Origin of the sequence: Macrococcoides goetzii (genome assembly GCF_002742385.2) — a bacterium.
Taxonomy (GTDB): domain Bacteria; phylum Bacillota; class Bacilli; order Staphylococcales; family Staphylococcaceae; genus Macrococcoides; species Macrococcoides goetzii.
This window is the reverse complement of the sequence record NZ_MJBI02000002.1, coordinates 407,248-424,803: the sequence shown is the minus strand read 5'-3', so window position 1 is coordinate 424,803 and position 17,556 is coordinate 407,248. Positions and strand designations below refer to the sequence as shown.

The following is a 17,556-nucleotide window of genomic DNA, read 5'->3' as shown; positions in this document are numbered from 1 at the left end:
AAAGTCTATGCAAACAGAGGAAAGAAGACGACAAATTGCACAACTGATTAAAGAAAGTACAGCTGCTATACCAGGCGCTGCTTTAGCGAAACAATTTAATGTTTCAAGGCAAATCATCGTTTCAGATATTGCAAAATTGCGTGAAGAAGAAATCGGCATTAAAGCGACAAAGAAAGGATATATCTTTGAAGCAACACCTCAAACAGGTGAGAAATATAAACGTACGATTACCGTAAAACATGACAATAGCAGAATGTTAGAAGAATTAACGATTATCGTTGAAAATGGCGCAATGATTGACAATGTATCCGTCAATCATCCAGTGTACGGTAAAATTACAGCGAACCTTATGCTCAATTCTGTAGAAGATTGTTATGAATTCTCAAATGATATGACCGAAGATAACGGCAGAATGCTTGCAGAACTCACATACGGTATACATGAACATGTAATCTCAGCTAAATCCGAAAAGATACTCGATAATGCAGAACGTGATTTATTAGCACATGGATTTATTTATGATTATGAGTAAACATCACAAATAAGGCCAGGACAACGTGTCCTGGCCTTATTAATATTTAATATTCAATTGATCATATAATTTGATCGATTATGCTTCTTCTTCGATCGCTTTATTTTTTGGGCGTTTTGATAAGATAAACGTTGCCACAAATGCAGTAACGATTGCAATCGCCATTGCGATAACATAATTCATATAGCTTCCTGGAGCAATTGAAATAACACCCGGTAAACCTGCAGCACCTAAAGCTGTCGCTTTAACCTGCATTAAACCGATGTAAGCTGAACCAACTGCTGAACCAATGATCGCGCCAATGAATGGATAGCGTAACTTTAAGTTAACACCGAACATCGCAGGTTCTGTAATGCCTAATAAAGCAGAGATACCAGCAGCTGATGCGATACCTTTTAACTTTTCATTTTTTGTGATGAATAATACTGCTAACGTTGCTGCACCTTGAGAAACGTTACTCATTGCAGCGATTGGGAAGATAAATGATCCACCTGTTTTCGCAACATCTGCAATTAACTGCGTTTCAACCGCGATAAATGAGTGGTGCATACCTGTAATAACAATTGGTGCATAGAAGAATCCGAAGATCATCGCTCCAACAAATCCACCTGTTTCATATAACCACGTTAAACCATCTGTTAAATAAGTACCTGCTGTTCGTGTTAACGGTCCAACGAATAGGAATGTTAAGAATCCAGTTACAAATAAAGAGATTAATGGTGTTGTTAAGTTATCTAACCAAGACGGTGTGACTTTACGTAAGTTCTTCTCGATTGTCGCTAAAATCCAGCTCGCCACTAAAATCGGTAACACTTGACCTTGATACCCTACACTTTGAACTTTCAGTCCAAGTAAATCCCAAGCTGGAATTTCTTTACCTGCTGCAATATATTTTGGAAAATCATAACCATTTAATAATGCCGGATGCACTAAGATCATACCAAGTGCTGCACCTAGATACGGGTTACCACCGAAACGTTTCGCAGCACTAAATCCGATTAAAATTGGTAAGAAGACGAATGGCGCATTAGCAAGTAAATTAATGAAGTCTGCTAGACCAGCTAAACCTGGGTTAGCTTCAATAACTGTCGTTTTACCATCATAGAATAATCCTGGTGCTGTAAATAAGTTGTTAATCCCCATCAATAAACCACCAGCGACGATTGCTGGAATTATTGGCACAAAAATATCTGAAAGCATCTTAACAAATTGTTGTAATGGGTTCATCTTCTTCGTAGATTTAGACGCTACTTCAGATTTCGTAGCAGCATCCATACCTGTGATCTTGCTCATTTCGTTAAATACAGTATTTACTGTACCTGCACCGATAATAATTTGATACTGACCACCTGTGGAGAAAGTCCCTTTTACCGCATCCATATTATCTAATGCTTTTTGGTCTACGATACTCTCATCTTTTAAAGCTAAACGTAAACGCGTTGAACAGTGTGCCATTGCATCGATATTTTCTTTGCCACCGATAGCAGCTAGAATATCTTTTGAAACTTGATTGTAATCCATTCCATTTCCTCCTTTGGAACCGGTTCCATTTTGGTATAAAAAAATATGTCCGTGAACTATGTGCTTAATTTAAACTAATCTTACTCCCAAAATCACTTTCTGTCAACGCTTACATTTAAAATTTTTTATATTGTTCAACCTTTTTTAAACAGATTTAAATGCACCATTCAAATTTGAACGGTGCATATCCTATATATTTATTCATTCTTAAATTTCAATCCCTGCTCATCCATAACTTCTCTTAATATACGAATGCCTTTTGGGCCAAATCCATGTAAAGCTAATAACTCTGCTTCACTATATTTCGTAACGTCTTCTAATGTCTTCACATTGATACTATTAAGTGCGCGCAATGCTGGTTTGCTGATCTTTGGTAGTTCCATTTTATTCACCAGTTTCAGCAAAGTGTTTGATACGCGTTCCAATTTCATCACGTACGCGTTGAAATACTGACCAGTCTTGTCCTGCAGGATCTTCAAATCCCCAATGTTCAGTACGTACATGTTTCGGCGTAACCGGACATACATCTTTTGCATGATCACATAGCGTTACAACTAAGTCTGCATTATTTAAGATGTCTTTATCAATTACATCAGAAGTGTGATTTGAAATATCAATACCCACTTCTTTCATCGCTTCAATCGCTTTCGGATTTACTCCGTGTGATTCAATTCCCGCAGAATATACATTCCATTCTGGTAAATATTCTTTTCCGAAACCTTCTGCGATCTGTGAACGGCATGAATTCCCTGTACACAAGAAATAGATTGTTTTAGTCATAGTCATTCTCCTTTTAATCAAATATTTTTTTATTCAATTATCCAAATAATCTCATCGATATATATAATCCTACAAGTGTCGCAAACAATACGGGAATTGTAATAACAATCCCTGTTTTAAAGTACGTTCCCCAAGAAATCTTAACACCTTTACCACTTAATACGTGTAACCAAAGCAACGTTGCAAGGCTTCCGATTGGTGTAATCTTCGGTCCTAAATCACATCCGATAACGTTAGCATACACTAATGCATCTTGAAGCATCCCTGATGCCTGGCTTTGTTTAATTGCGATTGAATCAATCAATACGGTTGGCATATTGTTCATAATAGATGAGAGTATTGCTGATAAAAAGCCCATACCCATAATAGATCCAAATAAATTTGTTTGTGTAATATTATCGATTACGCCTGCGAGTAAACTTGTCAGTCCTACGTTCTTCAGTCCATATACGACAACATACATGCCGATTGAGAAGAAGACGATTGCCCACGGTGCACCTTTAATTACTTTGGCTGTGTTTACAGCAGGACTTTGTCTTGCGAACATAATAAATATGAACGCAATGATTGCTGCAATAATACTTACCGGGAAGTTAATAAAGTCACTCACTAAATATCCTATTAATAGAATCGCTAATACAATCCACGACATCTTAAATAATTTCATATCTTTAATTGCTGACTTCGGTTCACGTAATGTATTTTTATCATATGTTGCTGGTACATTACGCTTAAAGTATAACCAGAGTACTGTGATACTTGCAATTAAACTAAATATGTTCGGCAGAAACATATGTTTCGCATATTCCATAAATGATAAATCAAAATAATCAGCAGATACAATGTTTACTAAGTTACTTACAACTAACGGTAAACTTGTTGTATCGGCGATAAATCCTGAAGCAATAATAAAAGGAAAGACCATTTTCTCGTTAAAGTTTAAGTTACGCACCATCGCTAATACGATTGGTGTAAGGATTAAAGCTGCACCATCATTTGCGAAAAATGCTGCAACGATTGCACCTAAAATACATACGTAAACAAACATTTTAAAGGTATTCCCTTTTGCAAGATGTGTCATATGCAATGCTGCCCATTCAAAGAAGCCTATTTCATCTAAAATCAGTGAAATCAATATCACTGCGATAAATGTAAATGTCGCATTCCAAACGATGTTCGTTACATCAATGACATCGTTGAAATCCACAACCCCAAAAATAAGTGCGAGTATGGCGCCACCGACAGCAGAATATCCAATGGATAGGTTCTTCGGCTGCCAGATGACAAGTGTTAAAGTTATTAAGAATATTGCAATCGCAATGGCTGTTATCATAATGCTGATACCTCTTCTATATTGACATCATAAGGTTGTATTGCTACAAACGGCTGATGTGCTATTAGTTTATTAATTTGTTTACGTTCTTCCTGAATCTTACTATTAAACATGTCGTGTGTATCTGCTTGTGTAGCGATTGTATTATTTACGACCCACATACGTTGATTAATACCCGTGCGTTCTAAATCTGCTTTCAAACGCTCTGCTTCTTTAATAGGCGTAGGTTCAGCAAGCGTCACAATGACCATTTCAGTTAAATCATTATTCGTTATACTCGGTAATAATGATGATACAGAACTCGGTAGTACATTTGTATTTCGTTCTACCTCTTTATGATAACTTTGTGAAGCATCTAGCAGTAACAGTGTGTGTCCAGTTGGTGCCGTGTCAATTACAACAATATCATGTGACTTGTCTGCGATAAAATCACTAAAAGCTCTAAAAAACGCTATTTCTTGTGTACAAGGACTACGTAAGTCTTCTTTAATATAATCAATTTGATCTTGAGACAGATGTTCTGTAGCAGCTAATACCTCTGCTTCATAATCATGTAATGCTTCTACTTCATCAATATATTTCACTGTAACATGGTCATTTGATTCAGTATCATACCAAACGTTTGCTGGATCAGTTGTTGCAAGTAATACTGATTTACCATGAGCTGCTAATCGTTTTGCGATTATTTTGGCAATCGTCGTTTTACCGACGCCACCTTTCCCCATCGTAAAGATAAAGCGCTTATCGTCTTTGATCAGTTCATCAACTAACATATCCATCGTATGACACTCTTTTAAAGTAATGCTTTCATTCTCATTTAATACATCATCTTCAGTAAACAAGTGCTTCATCGCGTTAATTCCAAAAATGTTATATTGCTTCATCGGCACATAATAATGCGATACTTGTGATAAAAATGTTTCAAATTGTTTTAATACTGCTTGTTCTTTATTTGCTTTTTGCATTGCAAGTTCACTCGTTGGATTTTCGATGATGCCATTAATAATTACCATGTCATTCGTAATTTCTAAATCACGTAGCTCATCCATTGCACGACGACACTCTTGAATGCTATGACGATCACCACGAGCAACAAACATCATAGTTGTAAGACTGGCATCCTTCAGTTTATTGACTGCATCTAAGTAAATTTGTTTGTTATCCGATAAACCCGAAAGTTGTCCAAGGCACGATGCTTCATGTGTAGATGATTCAATAAATGAGTACCATGCATCAGGTAATTCAAGCATTCTTAATGTATGACCTGTCGGAGCTGTATCAAAGATAATATGATCAAACTTTTCTGCATATTCTTTATTTGCCAGAAATCCTGTAAACTCATTGAATGCAGCAACTTCTACAGTACATGAACCACTCAGTTGTTCTTCCATATTTTTAATTGCAAATTCAGGTAGGACACCGATATACGGTTCAATTACAGATTGCTTGTATTTTTCAGCCGCTTCAACCGGTTCAAAGTTAGCCACATATAGATTTTGTAATGAAGGTACTTGCGTTAATTCACTCGTCAAATCCATTTCAAATATGTCCTGCAAATTACTCGCAGGATCTGTGCTTACGAGTGCCACTCGTCTGCCTTGTTCACTTAAATGGACGGCAAGCGCACTCGAAATCGACGTCTTACCGACGCCACCCTTACCTGTAAAGAATAAATATTTTGTTAAAGAAATAGCATCCGGATTAAATGTTTGCATGCGACTTCCCTCCTAACAGCAATTATCTCCAGGGGAACAACAGTTGTTCTGTAAATCATGAACAACGATAATATCCAGTACTTCATCTGTCGTCATATAGCTGCCAGTTTTAACAACTTCATCATTGATCATCGTAATCGGCATGATTGCTTCACCTTTATCTTTGATTAATGTCATGATTGCTTCGTGACGTACGAACGCATTTGGTGCACTTGTTAAGTTATAACGTAGCACTTTAATACCGTTTTGTTTCATCTTTTCGATATCGCCATTCACTCGAATCAGTTCCTGATCCGGAGATGGGCCACATACACCTGAAGAACAACACATCGCTGGTTCAAATAATTTAATTTCTACCATAACTAACACTCCTCATTTGTTTTGCACACACAATTTTGATGTGGTACAAAGATTTGATTTTGTAATTTGACGATTTGCTCGATGACCTCTAAGTTGTTGGCGTACATCACGTTCGTACCCTCTTTCCAGCTCGTTACGATACCGCTTTGTTTCAACTGTTTCATATGATGTGATAACGTCGGTTGTGAGAATTCAAAATGCTCTAATATATCACATGCACATAACGGACCACAACTCAGTAAATCAACAATTTCAAGGCGATTCTTGTCTGATAATACTTTCAGTAACTTTGCTAAATATTCGTAATCCATCGTTTCACCTCTTTATATAGATGGTTGTCTATGTTTCTTTATAGTATATATTGAATATAGATGGTTGTCTATATTTGATTTTAAAATAAAGAAGTCTGCATTTTTGCAGTCTTCAGTCTATAAATCCTAATTCCTTTGCCATCTTCCATGCAAGTACCCTGTTATCTGCTCCAAGTTTTTCTAAAATAATGCTTGTATAATTACGTACAGTACCGTCACTCAAAAATAACTTTTGACTGATTTCTTTACTCGTTAACCCTTCTCCTATCAACTTTAATATATCCTCCTCTTTATCAGTTAATGGATTTTTAGTGAGCATTAACGGAAGTAGTTCCGGACTATATTCTTTTCTTCCTTGCATTACAGAATGGATTGTCTTTGTAAGTTCGTCAACTGAACGTTCTTTTAATACATATGCATCAACATCTAAATTTACAGCGCGTTCAAAATAACCAGGACGTTTGAATGTTGTAACTATAATTACTTTTACATCTAATGCTTGTTCTCGAATATAAGCAAGAACTTCTAATCCACTCTGCCCAGGCATTTCAATATCAAGTAACGCAATGTCAAATGTTTCATCGATAGCATCTATAGCTTCTGCACCATTAGAAACACTTACAATTTCGTCAAACGTCCCACTAATCAGCAATAGTTTCTTCATTGCTTCGCGTAACATACTTTGATCTTCTGCATGTAGTAATTTCATGATTTCACCTCTACTGTGACATGCACGGCAAGTCCTGGATTTAAGTTTTTTGTTTTTACGATACCTTCCATCGCTTTTACACGTGCTTCGATACTTTTTAAACTTAAATTATTTGATAACCCTTTACCATTATCAATCAATGATAGGTTTAATACATTATCAACTTGATCAATTAGTAGTTGAACTTTCGTTGCTTCGCTGTGTTTAATCACATTATTAATCAATTCTTTAATCAACATACTTATTTCATGTTGTTGAATTTCATCCACCGCTTCGTAATGAACATGCCTCTCAAATTCAATATTTGCATCACTTAATATTTTCTCAACTTGTGTTACTTCATCCTGAATTGTAGTTGATTTAATATCTTCAATGATTGATCTTACTTTATATAAAGATGCTTGTGATAGCGAGTGAATTTCCTGTAATTCATCTTTTGCCATATCAGGATATTTCTCAATTAATTTCAACGCAAGTTCAGATTTAACTGCCAATGTACTAAATACCTGGCCGAGCGAATCATGTAAATCCTGAGAAATACGATTACGTTCAATTTGGGTAGAAAGCAACGCAAGCTTTTCATTCTTAATGTTTAGTTCATAGATTTTACGAGAATGGTCTGCAAAATAATCCATAGAAACGGCCATCATCAATACAAAGAAAAAATGAGGAATGAGTTCCAAACCATACGCATAGTCTTGCACACAAATTGCAATATAGTTGAGCACGAAACTACCGAGCGTTATTTTCCCATACAGAGAATTCACTCTTTTTCCAAGTACATATGGGATATACGAGATAGGAAATAAATAGAATAATATGTTACCGAAATTGCAAAAATGAATAAATACTGTAATAGAAGCAAGTAAACATCCAATTACAATATGCATATATTTACTTGTATTGTTACTCATCATAAATACTGCCGAAAAAATATACAGTAGAATAAAGAACAATTTGAATAATTGCCAGCTTATTTCTTCTGTACTGAGCATTTCTGTTATAGGAAATATTATAAATATTAAAGATGTTCCGTATTGTAATATTTTATTATATAGCCAGTTCAATTAAATCACTTCCGATCTCCTTCTCATCCATATACTTACCATTATAAATATGACAGCATATATTAGTAAAATACCAATTGATTCAAAAGGATAACTTTTATCGAATTGTCCGGCTGCAATATTTTTAAAGTTATATGTTGGCGTTAATTTGGCAATTGATTGCAGCCACTCTGGAAATGTCCTTACTGGAAACCACAGTCCGCCCAGCATTGCTAATCCTAAATACAGAATATTACCGAAAGTACTTACTTTCTGTGCATCTTTAAATTGCGACAGCAAAATACCCAGTGTCAGGAATATAATGCCCCCAAACAAAAGTCCTGCGTAACACACTAACCATTCTGTCGTAGACATAGTAACACCTTTAACGAAATGTCCTACTAAAAATACGATTAAAATCGATAACATATACATCATCAATATTTTTATCACTTTGCATAAATAATAATATAATGGATTGAGCGGGGTGCGAAATAATGCTCTACTCCAACCTTTCTCTTTGTCATTGATCATCTCTAATGGAAAAGTAAATATCGCAAAGCTTGTCAGACTGAACGTCGTCATAGATAACATATAATCGCGCACAAAGTATTGTTGAATATTTTTGTCCGGCATCTTCATCATAGAAGAAAATACTAAGAAAAAAATCACTGGGAGCAACGTAGATAATATAAAAACACTCTTACGTTGACTTAAATCTATCATTTCATATTTCAACATCGCTTTATACTGTCTCATGACGCTCCTCCTCCACAACTTTAAATACTCGATCTAGTAGTGATTCATTTGTAATCTCAACATGTTCGAAACTAATAGCGCTGTTTATCAATATTTTAATCACCTCATCAATTTGAGAAGTATGAATCATAATGTATTCACCCTCAATTTTTGAGGATGCAATATCAGAAATTTGTTTTATGACATTCACATATTTCCTCGGTAATACGATTTGTTTCTGAGTGGATTCTTCTCTTAGCGCACGCGGTGTTGAGTCACGTATAATTTCACCTTTGTGCAGAACAACAATACGATCAGATAAGCTTTCAACTTCTTCTATGTAGTGCGATGTAAATAATATCGTTTTACCTTCTGCTTTCAACGTTTTGATCAAATCATAAAATCTTCTGCGTGTTGAAGTGTCCATTCCGACAGTCGGTTCATCTAAAATAATAAACTCCGGACGTCCGATTAAAGTTAGTGCCACATCTAAAATACGCTTTTGACCGCCTGATATTTTCTCTGCTTCAGCGTTTAATATTGTGTCATCAAATAATGTAATGGCTTTTATCTCTTCTTTGGTCAAAGCATTCGGATAAAGATTCTGAAAAAGTTCAATGATCTGATATACCTTCATATTCGGTGTAAAGTATGTTTGTTGATATAAAACATTTGTTTTTGTGTGATCCAACATCAATTGCTGGCCATCAATATCACCTGAGGTTAATTTCTTATTACCTAACAAACAATCAATTAACGTTGATTTACCTGCGCCATTCGGACCAACTAATGCGATTGTATCGCCTTTATTAATCGTTAGATTGATATGCTTTAAAATATGTTTCTTACCGATATCTTTACTTAGGTTGTGAATCGTAATCATGGTTATCTCCCTCCTTATCTCCATTAAACAGGAAAGAGCATTCTATGATAATTCACATACGTCATGAAATTGAGATGACATTTGTCATATAGATGATGAAGAGGATGTAAAGCGTTGTATTGTTGAGGATTTCTTGGCCGATATTTTCGATTTATCGGCCATCATTTTGGGATTTGGCCATTTTTCCAGTTTTCTTGGCCGATATTTTTGATTTATCGGCCATCATTTTGGGATTTGGTCATTTTTTTGGATTTCTTGGCCGATAAATATTCACAAAAAAATACTTTCTCCAAACGGAGAAAGTATTCCATATATTTAACAAGCGTTAATCATCCAAGTTACACCGAATGGATCATTAAAGTAACCATATAATTTAGACCATTCTGTTTGACCAAGTGGCATCGCTTCTTTGCAACCCGCTTCAATCGCTTTATGGTAGAAATCTGTTGCTTGCTTAACATCTTCTTCATCGTTACCATCAAATGTGAAACAAACTGATGTACCTTCATTGTTCACTTCACGTTGTCCCCAAGAATCACTAATCATAAAACGTTGTCCTAAAATCTCAAATTCAGCATTCATTACAAACTGTTTTGCAACTTCTTCAGGCATTTTGTACTCTTCAGGCATATCTCTAAAAATTTCATCATCGCCCATCGTCTTATTAATAATCTTTGCACCTAAATGCTTCTCGTAAAAATCTAACACTTCTAATGAATTGTGGAAATTGAAATACTGAACCGCTTTAATCATGTTGTAATCCCCTTTAGTTTTATATTTTGTACAATTTTAAATCACGCTTTTAGTATAATCGGATATATGATTTAAGTAAAATTTATTCAAAATTATTTCTTTCTATATATAATGAAATTCCATTGATGAATTTAACATCATCTCCATCAAAAAGTACTGCTTCATTATCACGAATGCAATATGTATTTATTTTAGTTCCTTTAAATACACGCTCATAATATTCATCTTTATAATGACAGGTAATCGCATAGTCAATTAATCCTAATGGTTTAGTCTCCTTTGCTTCTTCAAAATATGATACATCTTTACCTAATGATATTCCCCCGGCACTTTGTCCGTAAATCACATTTTCTTTCTCAAAATTAGTAATTAAATCTACGATATCTGCTGTTCTCATTTCACCAACTAACTTAGATATGGATCCACCGCTAATATATATGGCATCATATTTGTCCAATATTTCTTCTGTGATTTGATTGAAATCAACGCATAGATCGATGTTGTGAATCCCTACACTTTCAAACATATCTTTAACATACTTATAGCTTTCTTGATAAGTCCTGATTGTTTCATCACCTGCATTTGGGAAATACAATACAGAGGCATTATTAATTAAATCAGCAAAATATTGATTAACAATAATATTACTTTCTTTCGTTCCCCCACCTGATATTAAAACAGTCATGGTCATCCCTCCTTTTCTAAAATATAATTTATACTTCTGAATTTTTCCATTCAAATCTAACCGTAATCATTCCTATCGGTGTATTTTCTCACTTTACTTTAGCTAATTTATAAAATATCGTTTAAGATTAAATTGAATAAACTTTTGGAGGTTACTTATGCTCACATGGAAAGAAGAAATGATATTACCTGTGAATATCGAGAAAGTATGGTCTTTATTTGATTTAGAGAATATTCAACGCATTATGCCTCAAGTGGTCGAAATGAAAGTGTTAGAAAAGAAACCTGGTGTTGTTGGTTCGACGTATGAGCAATCATACAAAGAAGGCAACAAAGTGATGAAGTATATAGTCACTGATTTAGAACATGAGGATACACCTACTCGTAAGCATAATAAGTCTGGATTTCAACTTGCTAAGATGTTTGATATTGAAGCTGATTATGTATTAGAAAAGATTTCAGAGAACGAAACACGTTTCATTTACAGCGGTTCGAATAAAGGAGTCAACTTTGCTGGAAAAGCGATGCTTAAATTAATGCCAAAAAAGCAAAATCAAAAAGTTGTTGATGATTTTATGCAGCGCGTAAAAGTAGAAGCAATGAAGGAGTACAATTAATGAGTATATTAGCAGCAATTATTGCCGGAGCATTAGCCTTTATGATAGGCGCACTTTGGTATACCGTATTATTCGGTAAGTTATGGCAACGAGAAGTCGGCATTTCAGATGAACAAATCAAAGCAGCAGGTAGTGGTACACCTCAAATGATTACAGGTTTTGTAGTAGAAATTCTTGTATCACTACTCGTCTTTTTCTTATTGTCGCATACAGATTTAAATATTTTCTGTGCTGGATTTACGATTGCAATTATTTCTATCTTTTCAGCGCTTAAAAACTATTTCTTTGAAATGAAATCCTTTAAATTAATCGCAATTAATGAAAGTTACAAACTGATTTGTATTATGATCATGACATTAGCAGCATACTATTTTGGATAAGGAGTGAAGATTGATGGAATTAGGCAATTTTTCTGTAAGTTTACCGGTAAAGGATATTCATGCATCAATTAAGTTTTATCAAACATTAGGCTTTGAACAAGTCAGTGGCGACATTACGCAAAACTGGGTTGTGTTAAGTAATGGTGCAGCACGTATCGGATTATTTCAAGGAATGTTTGAAGTGTTTATGATGACGTTTAATCCGAAATGGAATGAGAAAGGTCAGGAAATTGCTGGTACAGATGTACGTGAAATCGCAGCTAAATTAGAGGCAGCAGGTTATGATTTCATCACACCGTTAACAGCTGAGAACGAATCTGGCCCAGGATATTTTATGGTAAAAGATTTAGACGGTAATACAGTATTATTTGATCAACATGTATAAGGAGCGTTCATATGGAGAAATTTTGTCAAAGTTGTGGTATGCCACTTAATCTGCACGGTGAAGATGTTCGTGGTACAGAAGTTGATGGGAGCTTAAGCTCTAAGTATTGTAATTATTGTTATAAAGACGGAAAGTATATTGATCCTGATATTACGATGGAAGAAATGCTTGAACGCGGTAAGCAAGGTATTTCAAATGGCAAAGGGAATCCAGTTGCTAAATTTATGATGAAAGCTTTCTATCCGATGCAATTGAAGAAATTAGAACGATGGAAATAAGGGATGTCTTCGGACATCCCCTTTTCATTTCCAAATTCATCCTATTCGTTGTTATACTTAAATCAACACGATGAAGGAGTGATTGATTTGAACAACCGACTTTACGACATACTCGATTTATTAATCAGTTATAATACTGAAAGTCCTCCCGCAAGAAATACAGATCCGTTACAAAATGAAATCGAACAGCTACTAAAAAATCTTAACTTTCACATCGAAAGAATTCCACTGTATAAAAATGATTCTGTAATCGTAGCAACATTAAAAGGTACGGATGCAAATGCTCCAAAATTAATATTAAACGGACATGTGGATGTTGCTGAAGTAAGCGAAGCAGAATGGACATATCCCCCATTTAAGCTCACTCAAGTTGATGACTGGTTATATGGACGTGGCGTCAGTGATATGAAAGGTGGCATGAGTGCATTATTTTATGTGTTGGAAAGACTGTCACACAAAAATATTCAACCTAAAGGAGACATTATCGTTCATTCAGTCGTCGGTGAAGAAGTTGGAGAAGCCGGGACAAAAACTGCCTGCGAACATTCTCCTAAAGCTGATTTAGCACTGGTATTAGACACAAGTAACTGTGTTGCACAAGGTCAAGGTGGCGTTATTACAGGATGGATTACTGTTAAAAGCAATAATACCATTCACGATGGAGCAAGAATGAATACCATCCATGCAGGTGGTGGATTGTTTGGAGCAAGTGCAATCGAAAAAATGATGAAAGTGATCACCGCTTTAAGAGAACTTGAACAGCACTGGGCAGTAATGAAATCAAGTCCTGGAATGCTTGCAGGTGCAAATACGATTAACCCAGCTGTCATTGAAGGTGGCAGACATCCAGCCTTTATTGCAGATGAATGTAAACTCTGGATTACGGTTCATTATTTACCAGAAGAAAATTATCATGATATTACGAAAGAAATAGAAGTTTATTTAAATAAAGTAGCCGATGCTGATATATGGTTAAGAGAAAATCCGCTTTCTTTTGAGTGGGGCGGCACTTCAATGATTGAAGATAAAGGCGAAATCTTCCCAAGTTTTACAGTACCAACAGATCATCCAGGGTTCGAACTGCTAGCGACATCTCATCAATCAGTATTCAATACACCTCTGAAACACGAAATGAGCTCAACTGTTACAGATGGTGGATGGTTAGCAGACTTCGGTATACCAACGATTCTTTATGGACCTGGCCAATTATCTGAAGCACATAGTGTAGACGAAAGAATTAGTGCAACAGAGTTAGAACAATTCTCTCAGGTATTGTATGCATTTCTTAAAGAATGGTATCAGTCACCAAAAGCAAAGACCGTCTGAGTATAACTTAGACGGTTTTTTGTATATCAATCTTTCCACCTTTACGCTGTAATAGCAGAAACACTGCTGTTAAACTCATAAATCCTATGCCTGAAATATAAATAGGCACATCTACACCAAATTGTTTTGCCACAACGCCTCCAAGCAATGATCCAACAGGCATCGCTACCATACATAGTGCATTCATTATAGTGCCTACACGTGCTAACACTTTGTTATCAACCATCTTCTGAATATAAGTAAACATACTGATATTGAGCACCATAATCGGTAAAGTCATTAGACCATAAAAGAAAATTGACACATAATAGTTTGGAGCAACCGCTGTAAGTATCATACATACACCAGATACCAATGGAGAAATCATTAGAATCTTGTTAATATCAACATCTTTAAATTTAGGAGTAATGAGTGAACCTATCAAAGCAAAGACAACACTAGCCGTTAAATAATAGCCATATGCATAATCTCCACCTCTACTATAAGTAAATGCCGGCAATATCGCATTGGTCATACTACCTGTAAAGTTTGCGATCATAGCAGGCAAAGTAAATAAAAATAATTTATTACCTACGAAATATTTCCATCCATCAGATATAGAATTTTTGTAAATCTCAGTATTAAATACGCCGTTATCAATATGGTTGTATTTAATCTTGTAGAAGAAGAGCACAGCAAAGAAGAATGTCGCTGCATTTAGAAAATAAACACTTTCTATACCAGCTTTCATGACTAGCCAAACTGTTATTAATTTGGCAATGACACCTATAATCGTTGAACCTGTACTTACAAAACTGTTATATCCAATAAGTTCATCTTCTTCCATCACCAAAGGAGACAATGCACTTTCTGCATTACCTTCTACTACTTCAATTAATCCTAAAATGAACAGACTGAACAATAAAACACTTATAGGCATAAGATTCAAATAGAACATCACTGCAATAAAAATCATAATAAATAGTTGCATGATTTGTGCGATTAGCATCATCTTCTTGCGATTGAAGTGATCAATTACCGGGCCAGCAAAAGCAGAAAGAATACCTGGTGTAAAGATAATTGCTGAAGTAACACTCGTAATAAAAGCATCTTTTGTCACATCAAAGATATACCACATAATTGCAACTGAATACATTGAATCACCTAACGCTGAAATGAGCCTTCCCGTTAATAGGTAATTTTTGTTCGACATATTATCCCTCCTATTATTTTTATCGTTAAAATATATTTTACTGATAAAAATAAATAAGTCAATAAAAATTATCAGACAATTTTTCCATACAAAAAAATAGAGCAGCTTCTGCTACTCTACTCAGTTTCATCTTTATATGATGACAGTTGAATTTGATACACATTTTTATGATCTAAATCTTTATACTTTTCTTCATACTTTTGACTTAAAGCTCTCATTTCATTCATTAATTCCATCCATTGTTCATATGGTAATTGCACTTCTAAATTAGACATTTGAGCACTGTTTGGTGTCTCAATCTTCTTTAATTCTTCATCAGTCAATTTACCATACTCATCAGCATCTCGTTTGAGTGCATCGAATACTTTTTGAACTTCTAATGTGTAAAACGCTAATATTGTATCGAAGTTTTCTTTTATTGCTGGAAAATCAAAATTAATTGGTGATTTATTTAAGTGTTCACTTGAATAATAATATTCAGTCATATTCTTGATTTGTCTTTCTTCAACTATTTTTAACGCTTCAACTTCCATCAGTTTCTTAATAGGATAATACAGATTTGATGTCTTTACATCTAAAGCTTTTGCAATTTCTTTCGTTGTCATCGCTTTATCTCTTGTCAGCTGAATGATTTGATTTGCTTTTTCATCGATTAATATTTTCAGTAATTCATTGCCCATTTCGTCACCTACAGTTTTTATCGTTTAAAATAATTTTAACATAAAAATGAATAAAAAAATAAAAGCTCTAATTGAGATTAGAACTTTTAATGATAGAAATAAAATAACATAATCAATGTTAGAATCAACATCACTCTAAAAACTTTTGTATCTAATATATGTATTAATACATTAATTGGATTGTATGAATTGTTTATTTCCTTTTTTCCGTCAATATCTTGTCCAGCACTTTCTATATATGTACTTTCTGATCTTCTATATTCCATCGTAACCTCCAACAATTGCTTAACTGAAATTATTAATACCCTTCATTATGTTATTTACACATAAATCATGTATTATAATTTTATTAATACATAGGAGTGTTGTTATGATTTATATTCTGTTAGCCTTTGCAATCGGTCTGATGATGCCAATTCAGACAGCTGTTAATTCAAGGTTACGTACATACGTTTTATCCCCTTTTATGGCATCATTTATTTCATTTTTAGTTGGAACGATCTTTTTACTGATAATGACACTTGCTACAAAGCACAGTGTGCTAATACCTTTTTCCACATTCCAGGATAATCCTTTCTGGATATGGATTGGTGGTTTATTAGGTGTCATCGGCTTAACTACTAACATACTGTTATTCCCTAAACTTGGTGGTGTACAGACTGTCGTTCTACCAATTATGGGTCAGATTATGATGAGTATGTTAATCGATCACTTTGGATTGTTCTTCTCTCCAGAGAAAAGTTTTACATTGCTTAGATTCATCGGCATTATCATTTTAATTCTTGGCGTCATATGTGTTATCGTTTTACCTGATTATTTGAGAAAGAAACAACATAACTCAAATGTCCCAACTGAAGTTGGCAATAAATTGCCGTTTCAAATTTTAGGGATTGTAGCAGGTATGCTTATGGCCAGTCAGTCCGCTATTAATGGACATTTAGGCGGTTTACTTGATTCAGCAATTCATGCAGCTTTCATATCATTCCTTGTTGGTACGACGATTTTATTCCTCATCGTTGCAGTGGTTTATAGACAACTCGCTAACTTTAAATTAGCACTGGGTAATGATAAACCGAAATGGATTTGGTGTGGCGGTATTCTCGGTGCATTCTTCGTTTTAATCATGGCTTATCTTGTACCAATCATCGGAACTGGACTTGTTGTTGTTATCTGTTTATTCGGCCAAATTTTATGCAGTGTATTGATTGATATGTTCGGTTTACTCGGCGCCAAAAAAGTCCCAATCACGCGTGTTCAAATGTTAGGATTAGGTTTATTAGTATGTGCTGTAGTGATGATCAGACTTTTTTAAAGATAATTTCAGTATTAAAGT

The 17,556-nt window shown here is 34.8% G+C and carries 23 protein-coding genes; 7 read left to right on the top strand and 16 right to left on the bottom strand.

The features are described 5' to 3' along the window. The first annotated feature begins 7 nt into the window (after nucleotides 1-7). The gene (locus BFS35_RS07725; RefSeq protein ID WP_099578762.1) at nucleotides 8-532 is read left to right on the top strand and encodes a transcription repressor NadR; all 525 of its coding nucleotides are present in this window, start codon (nucleotides 8-10) and stop codon (nucleotides 530-532) included. 78 nt (nucleotides 533-610) lie between these two features. On the opposite strand, the gene BFS35_RS07720 is transcribed toward BFS35_RS07725, so the two are convergent. From BFS35_RS07720 to BFS35_RS07660, 13 genes are all read right to left on the bottom strand, one after another. Continuing rightward, nucleotides 611-2,053, bottom strand: a complete 1,443-nt coding sequence (locus BFS35_RS07720; protein ID WP_117945990.1) for a sucrose-specific PTS transporter subunit IIBC — start codon at nucleotides 2,051-2,053, stop codon at nucleotides 611-613. Nucleotides 2,054-2,250: 197 nt separating this feature from the next. Next, on the bottom strand, nucleotides 2,251-2,436 hold the full coding sequence (locus BFS35_RS07715; protein ID WP_099578764.1) for a helix-hairpin-helix domain-containing protein: 186 nt from the start codon (nucleotides 2,434-2,436) through the stop codon (nucleotides 2,251-2,253). Nucleotide 2,437: 1 nt separating this feature from the next. Beyond that, nucleotides 2,438-2,839, bottom strand: coding sequence for an arsenate reductase (thioredoxin) (arsC, locus tag BFS35_RS07710; protein ID WP_099578766.1), 402 nt, complete (start codon nucleotides 2,837-2,839; stop codon nucleotides 2,438-2,440). A 31-nt stretch (nucleotides 2,840-2,870) separates the two neighbouring features. Further along, entirely contained in the window at nucleotides 2,871-4,163 is a 1,293-nt protein-coding gene (locus tag BFS35_RS07705) for an arsenic transporter (RefSeq protein WP_099579579.1), read from the bottom strand. Continuing rightward, nucleotides 4,163-5,881 carry an arsenical pump-driving ATPase gene (gene arsA, locus BFS35_RS07700; RefSeq protein ID WP_099578768.1) on the bottom strand — a complete coding sequence of 573 codons (1,719 nt, stop codon included), beginning with the start codon at nucleotides 5,879-5,881 and terminating at the stop codon, nucleotides 4,163-4,165. The genes BFS35_RS07705 and arsA overlap by 1 nt, the downstream gene beginning before the upstream one ends. Before the next feature lie 12 nt (nucleotides 5,882-5,893). Then, nucleotides 5,894-6,241, bottom strand: coding sequence for an arsenite efflux transporter metallochaperone ArsD (arsD, locus tag BFS35_RS07695; RefSeq protein WP_099578770.1), 348 nt, complete (start codon nucleotides 6,239-6,241; stop codon nucleotides 5,894-5,896). Between the two features lie 2 nt (nucleotides 6,242-6,243). Then, complete coding sequence (locus BFS35_RS07690; RefSeq protein WP_099578772.1) at nucleotides 6,244-6,552, bottom strand: ArsR/SmtB family transcription factor; 309 nt, start codon at nucleotides 6,550-6,552, stop codon at nucleotides 6,244-6,246. 112 nt (nucleotides 6,553-6,664) lie between these two features. Then, entirely contained in the window at nucleotides 6,665-7,264 is a 600-nt protein-coding gene (locus BFS35_RS07685; protein ID WP_099578775.1) for a response regulator transcription factor, read from the bottom strand. Then, the gene (locus BFS35_RS07680; protein ID WP_099578776.1) at nucleotides 7,258-8,328 is read right to left on the bottom strand and encodes a sensor histidine kinase; all 1,071 of its coding nucleotides are present in this window, start codon (nucleotides 8,326-8,328) and stop codon (nucleotides 7,258-7,260) included. The genes BFS35_RS07685 and BFS35_RS07680 overlap by 7 nt, the downstream gene beginning before the upstream one ends. Further along, on the bottom strand, nucleotides 8,329-9,066 hold the full coding sequence (locus BFS35_RS07675) for an ABC transporter permease (RefSeq protein WP_099578778.1): 738 nt from the start codon (nucleotides 9,064-9,066) through the stop codon (nucleotides 8,329-8,331). Next, on the bottom strand, nucleotides 9,053-9,928 hold the full coding sequence (locus BFS35_RS07670) for an ABC transporter ATP-binding protein (protein ID WP_158554280.1): 876 nt from the start codon (nucleotides 9,926-9,928) through the stop codon (nucleotides 9,053-9,055). Before BFS35_RS07670 ends, BFS35_RS07675 begins: the two co-directional genes overlap by 14 nt. Nucleotides 9,929-10,243: 315 nt before the next feature. Further along, complete coding sequence (locus BFS35_RS07665; protein WP_331466719.1) at nucleotides 10,244-10,681, bottom strand: glyoxalase/bleomycin resistance/extradiol dioxygenase family protein; 438 nt, start codon at nucleotides 10,679-10,681, stop codon at nucleotides 10,244-10,246. Between the two features lie 82 nt (nucleotides 10,682-10,763). Next, nucleotides 10,764-11,366 carry a Type 1 glutamine amidotransferase-like domain-containing protein gene (locus BFS35_RS07660; protein ID WP_158554279.1) on the bottom strand — a complete coding sequence of 201 codons (603 nt, stop codon included), beginning with the start codon at nucleotides 11,364-11,366 and terminating at the stop codon, nucleotides 10,764-10,766. Nucleotides 11,367-11,523: 157 nt separating this feature from the next. On the opposite strand from BFS35_RS07660, the gene BFS35_RS07655 reads away from it, so the two are divergent. The 5 genes from BFS35_RS07655 (at nucleotide 11,524) to BFS35_RS07635 (ending at nucleotide 14,351) form a co-directional block, all read left to right on the top strand. Continuing rightward, a complete protein-coding gene (locus BFS35_RS07655; protein ID WP_099578784.1) occupies nucleotides 11,524-11,982 on the top strand; it encodes an SRPBCC family protein in 459 nt (152 codons plus the stop codon). Next, nucleotides 11,982-12,362, top strand: a complete 381-nt coding sequence (locus BFS35_RS07650) for a DUF1761 domain-containing protein (RefSeq protein ID WP_099578786.1) — start codon at nucleotides 11,982-11,984, stop codon at nucleotides 12,360-12,362. Before BFS35_RS07655 ends, BFS35_RS07650 begins: the two co-directional genes overlap by 1 nt. Before the next feature lie 13 nt (nucleotides 12,363-12,375). Then, a complete protein-coding gene (locus tag BFS35_RS07645) occupies nucleotides 12,376-12,747 on the top strand; it encodes a VOC family protein (RefSeq protein WP_099578788.1) in 372 nt (123 codons plus the stop codon). Nucleotides 12,748-12,758: 11 nt separating this feature from the next. Next, complete coding sequence (locus BFS35_RS07640) at nucleotides 12,759-13,025, top strand: zinc ribbon domain-containing protein (RefSeq protein WP_099578789.1); 267 nt, start codon at nucleotides 12,759-12,761, stop codon at nucleotides 13,023-13,025. A gap of 87 nt (nucleotides 13,026-13,112) precedes the next feature. After that, complete coding sequence (locus BFS35_RS07635; RefSeq protein ID WP_099578791.1) at nucleotides 13,113-14,351, top strand: acetylornithine deacetylase; 1,239 nt, start codon at nucleotides 13,113-13,115, stop codon at nucleotides 14,349-14,351. 7 nt (nucleotides 14,352-14,358) lie between these two features. Here BFS35_RS07635 and BFS35_RS07630 read toward each other — a convergent pair whose 3' ends face one another. The 3 genes from BFS35_RS07630 to BFS35_RS07620 all read right to left on the bottom strand — a co-directional run bounded on the left by BFS35_RS07630 (nucleotide 14,359) and on the right by BFS35_RS07620 (nucleotide 16,489). Next, nucleotides 14,359-15,543 carry an MFS transporter gene (locus BFS35_RS07630; RefSeq protein WP_099578793.1) on the bottom strand — a complete coding sequence of 395 codons (1,185 nt, stop codon included), beginning with the start codon at nucleotides 15,541-15,543 and terminating at the stop codon, nucleotides 14,359-14,361. Nucleotides 15,544-15,659: 116 nt separating this feature from the next. Beyond that, nucleotides 15,660-16,223 (bottom strand): winged helix-turn-helix domain-containing protein, encoded by a 564-nt coding sequence (locus BFS35_RS07625; protein WP_099578795.1) that lies wholly within the window; start codon nucleotides 16,221-16,223, stop codon nucleotides 15,660-15,662. Between the two features lie 86 nt (nucleotides 16,224-16,309). Continuing rightward, nucleotides 16,310-16,489, bottom strand: a complete 180-nt coding sequence (locus tag BFS35_RS07620) for a hypothetical protein (RefSeq protein WP_099578796.1) — start codon at nucleotides 16,487-16,489, stop codon at nucleotides 16,310-16,312. A gap of 104 nt (nucleotides 16,490-16,593) precedes the next feature. On the opposite strand from BFS35_RS07620, the gene BFS35_RS07615 reads away from it, so the two are divergent. Then, nucleotides 16,594-17,535, top strand: coding sequence for a DMT family transporter (locus BFS35_RS07615; protein ID WP_099578798.1), 942 nt, complete (start codon nucleotides 16,594-16,596; stop codon nucleotides 17,533-17,535). The last annotated feature ends 21 nt before the right edge of the window (nucleotides 17,536-17,556 follow it).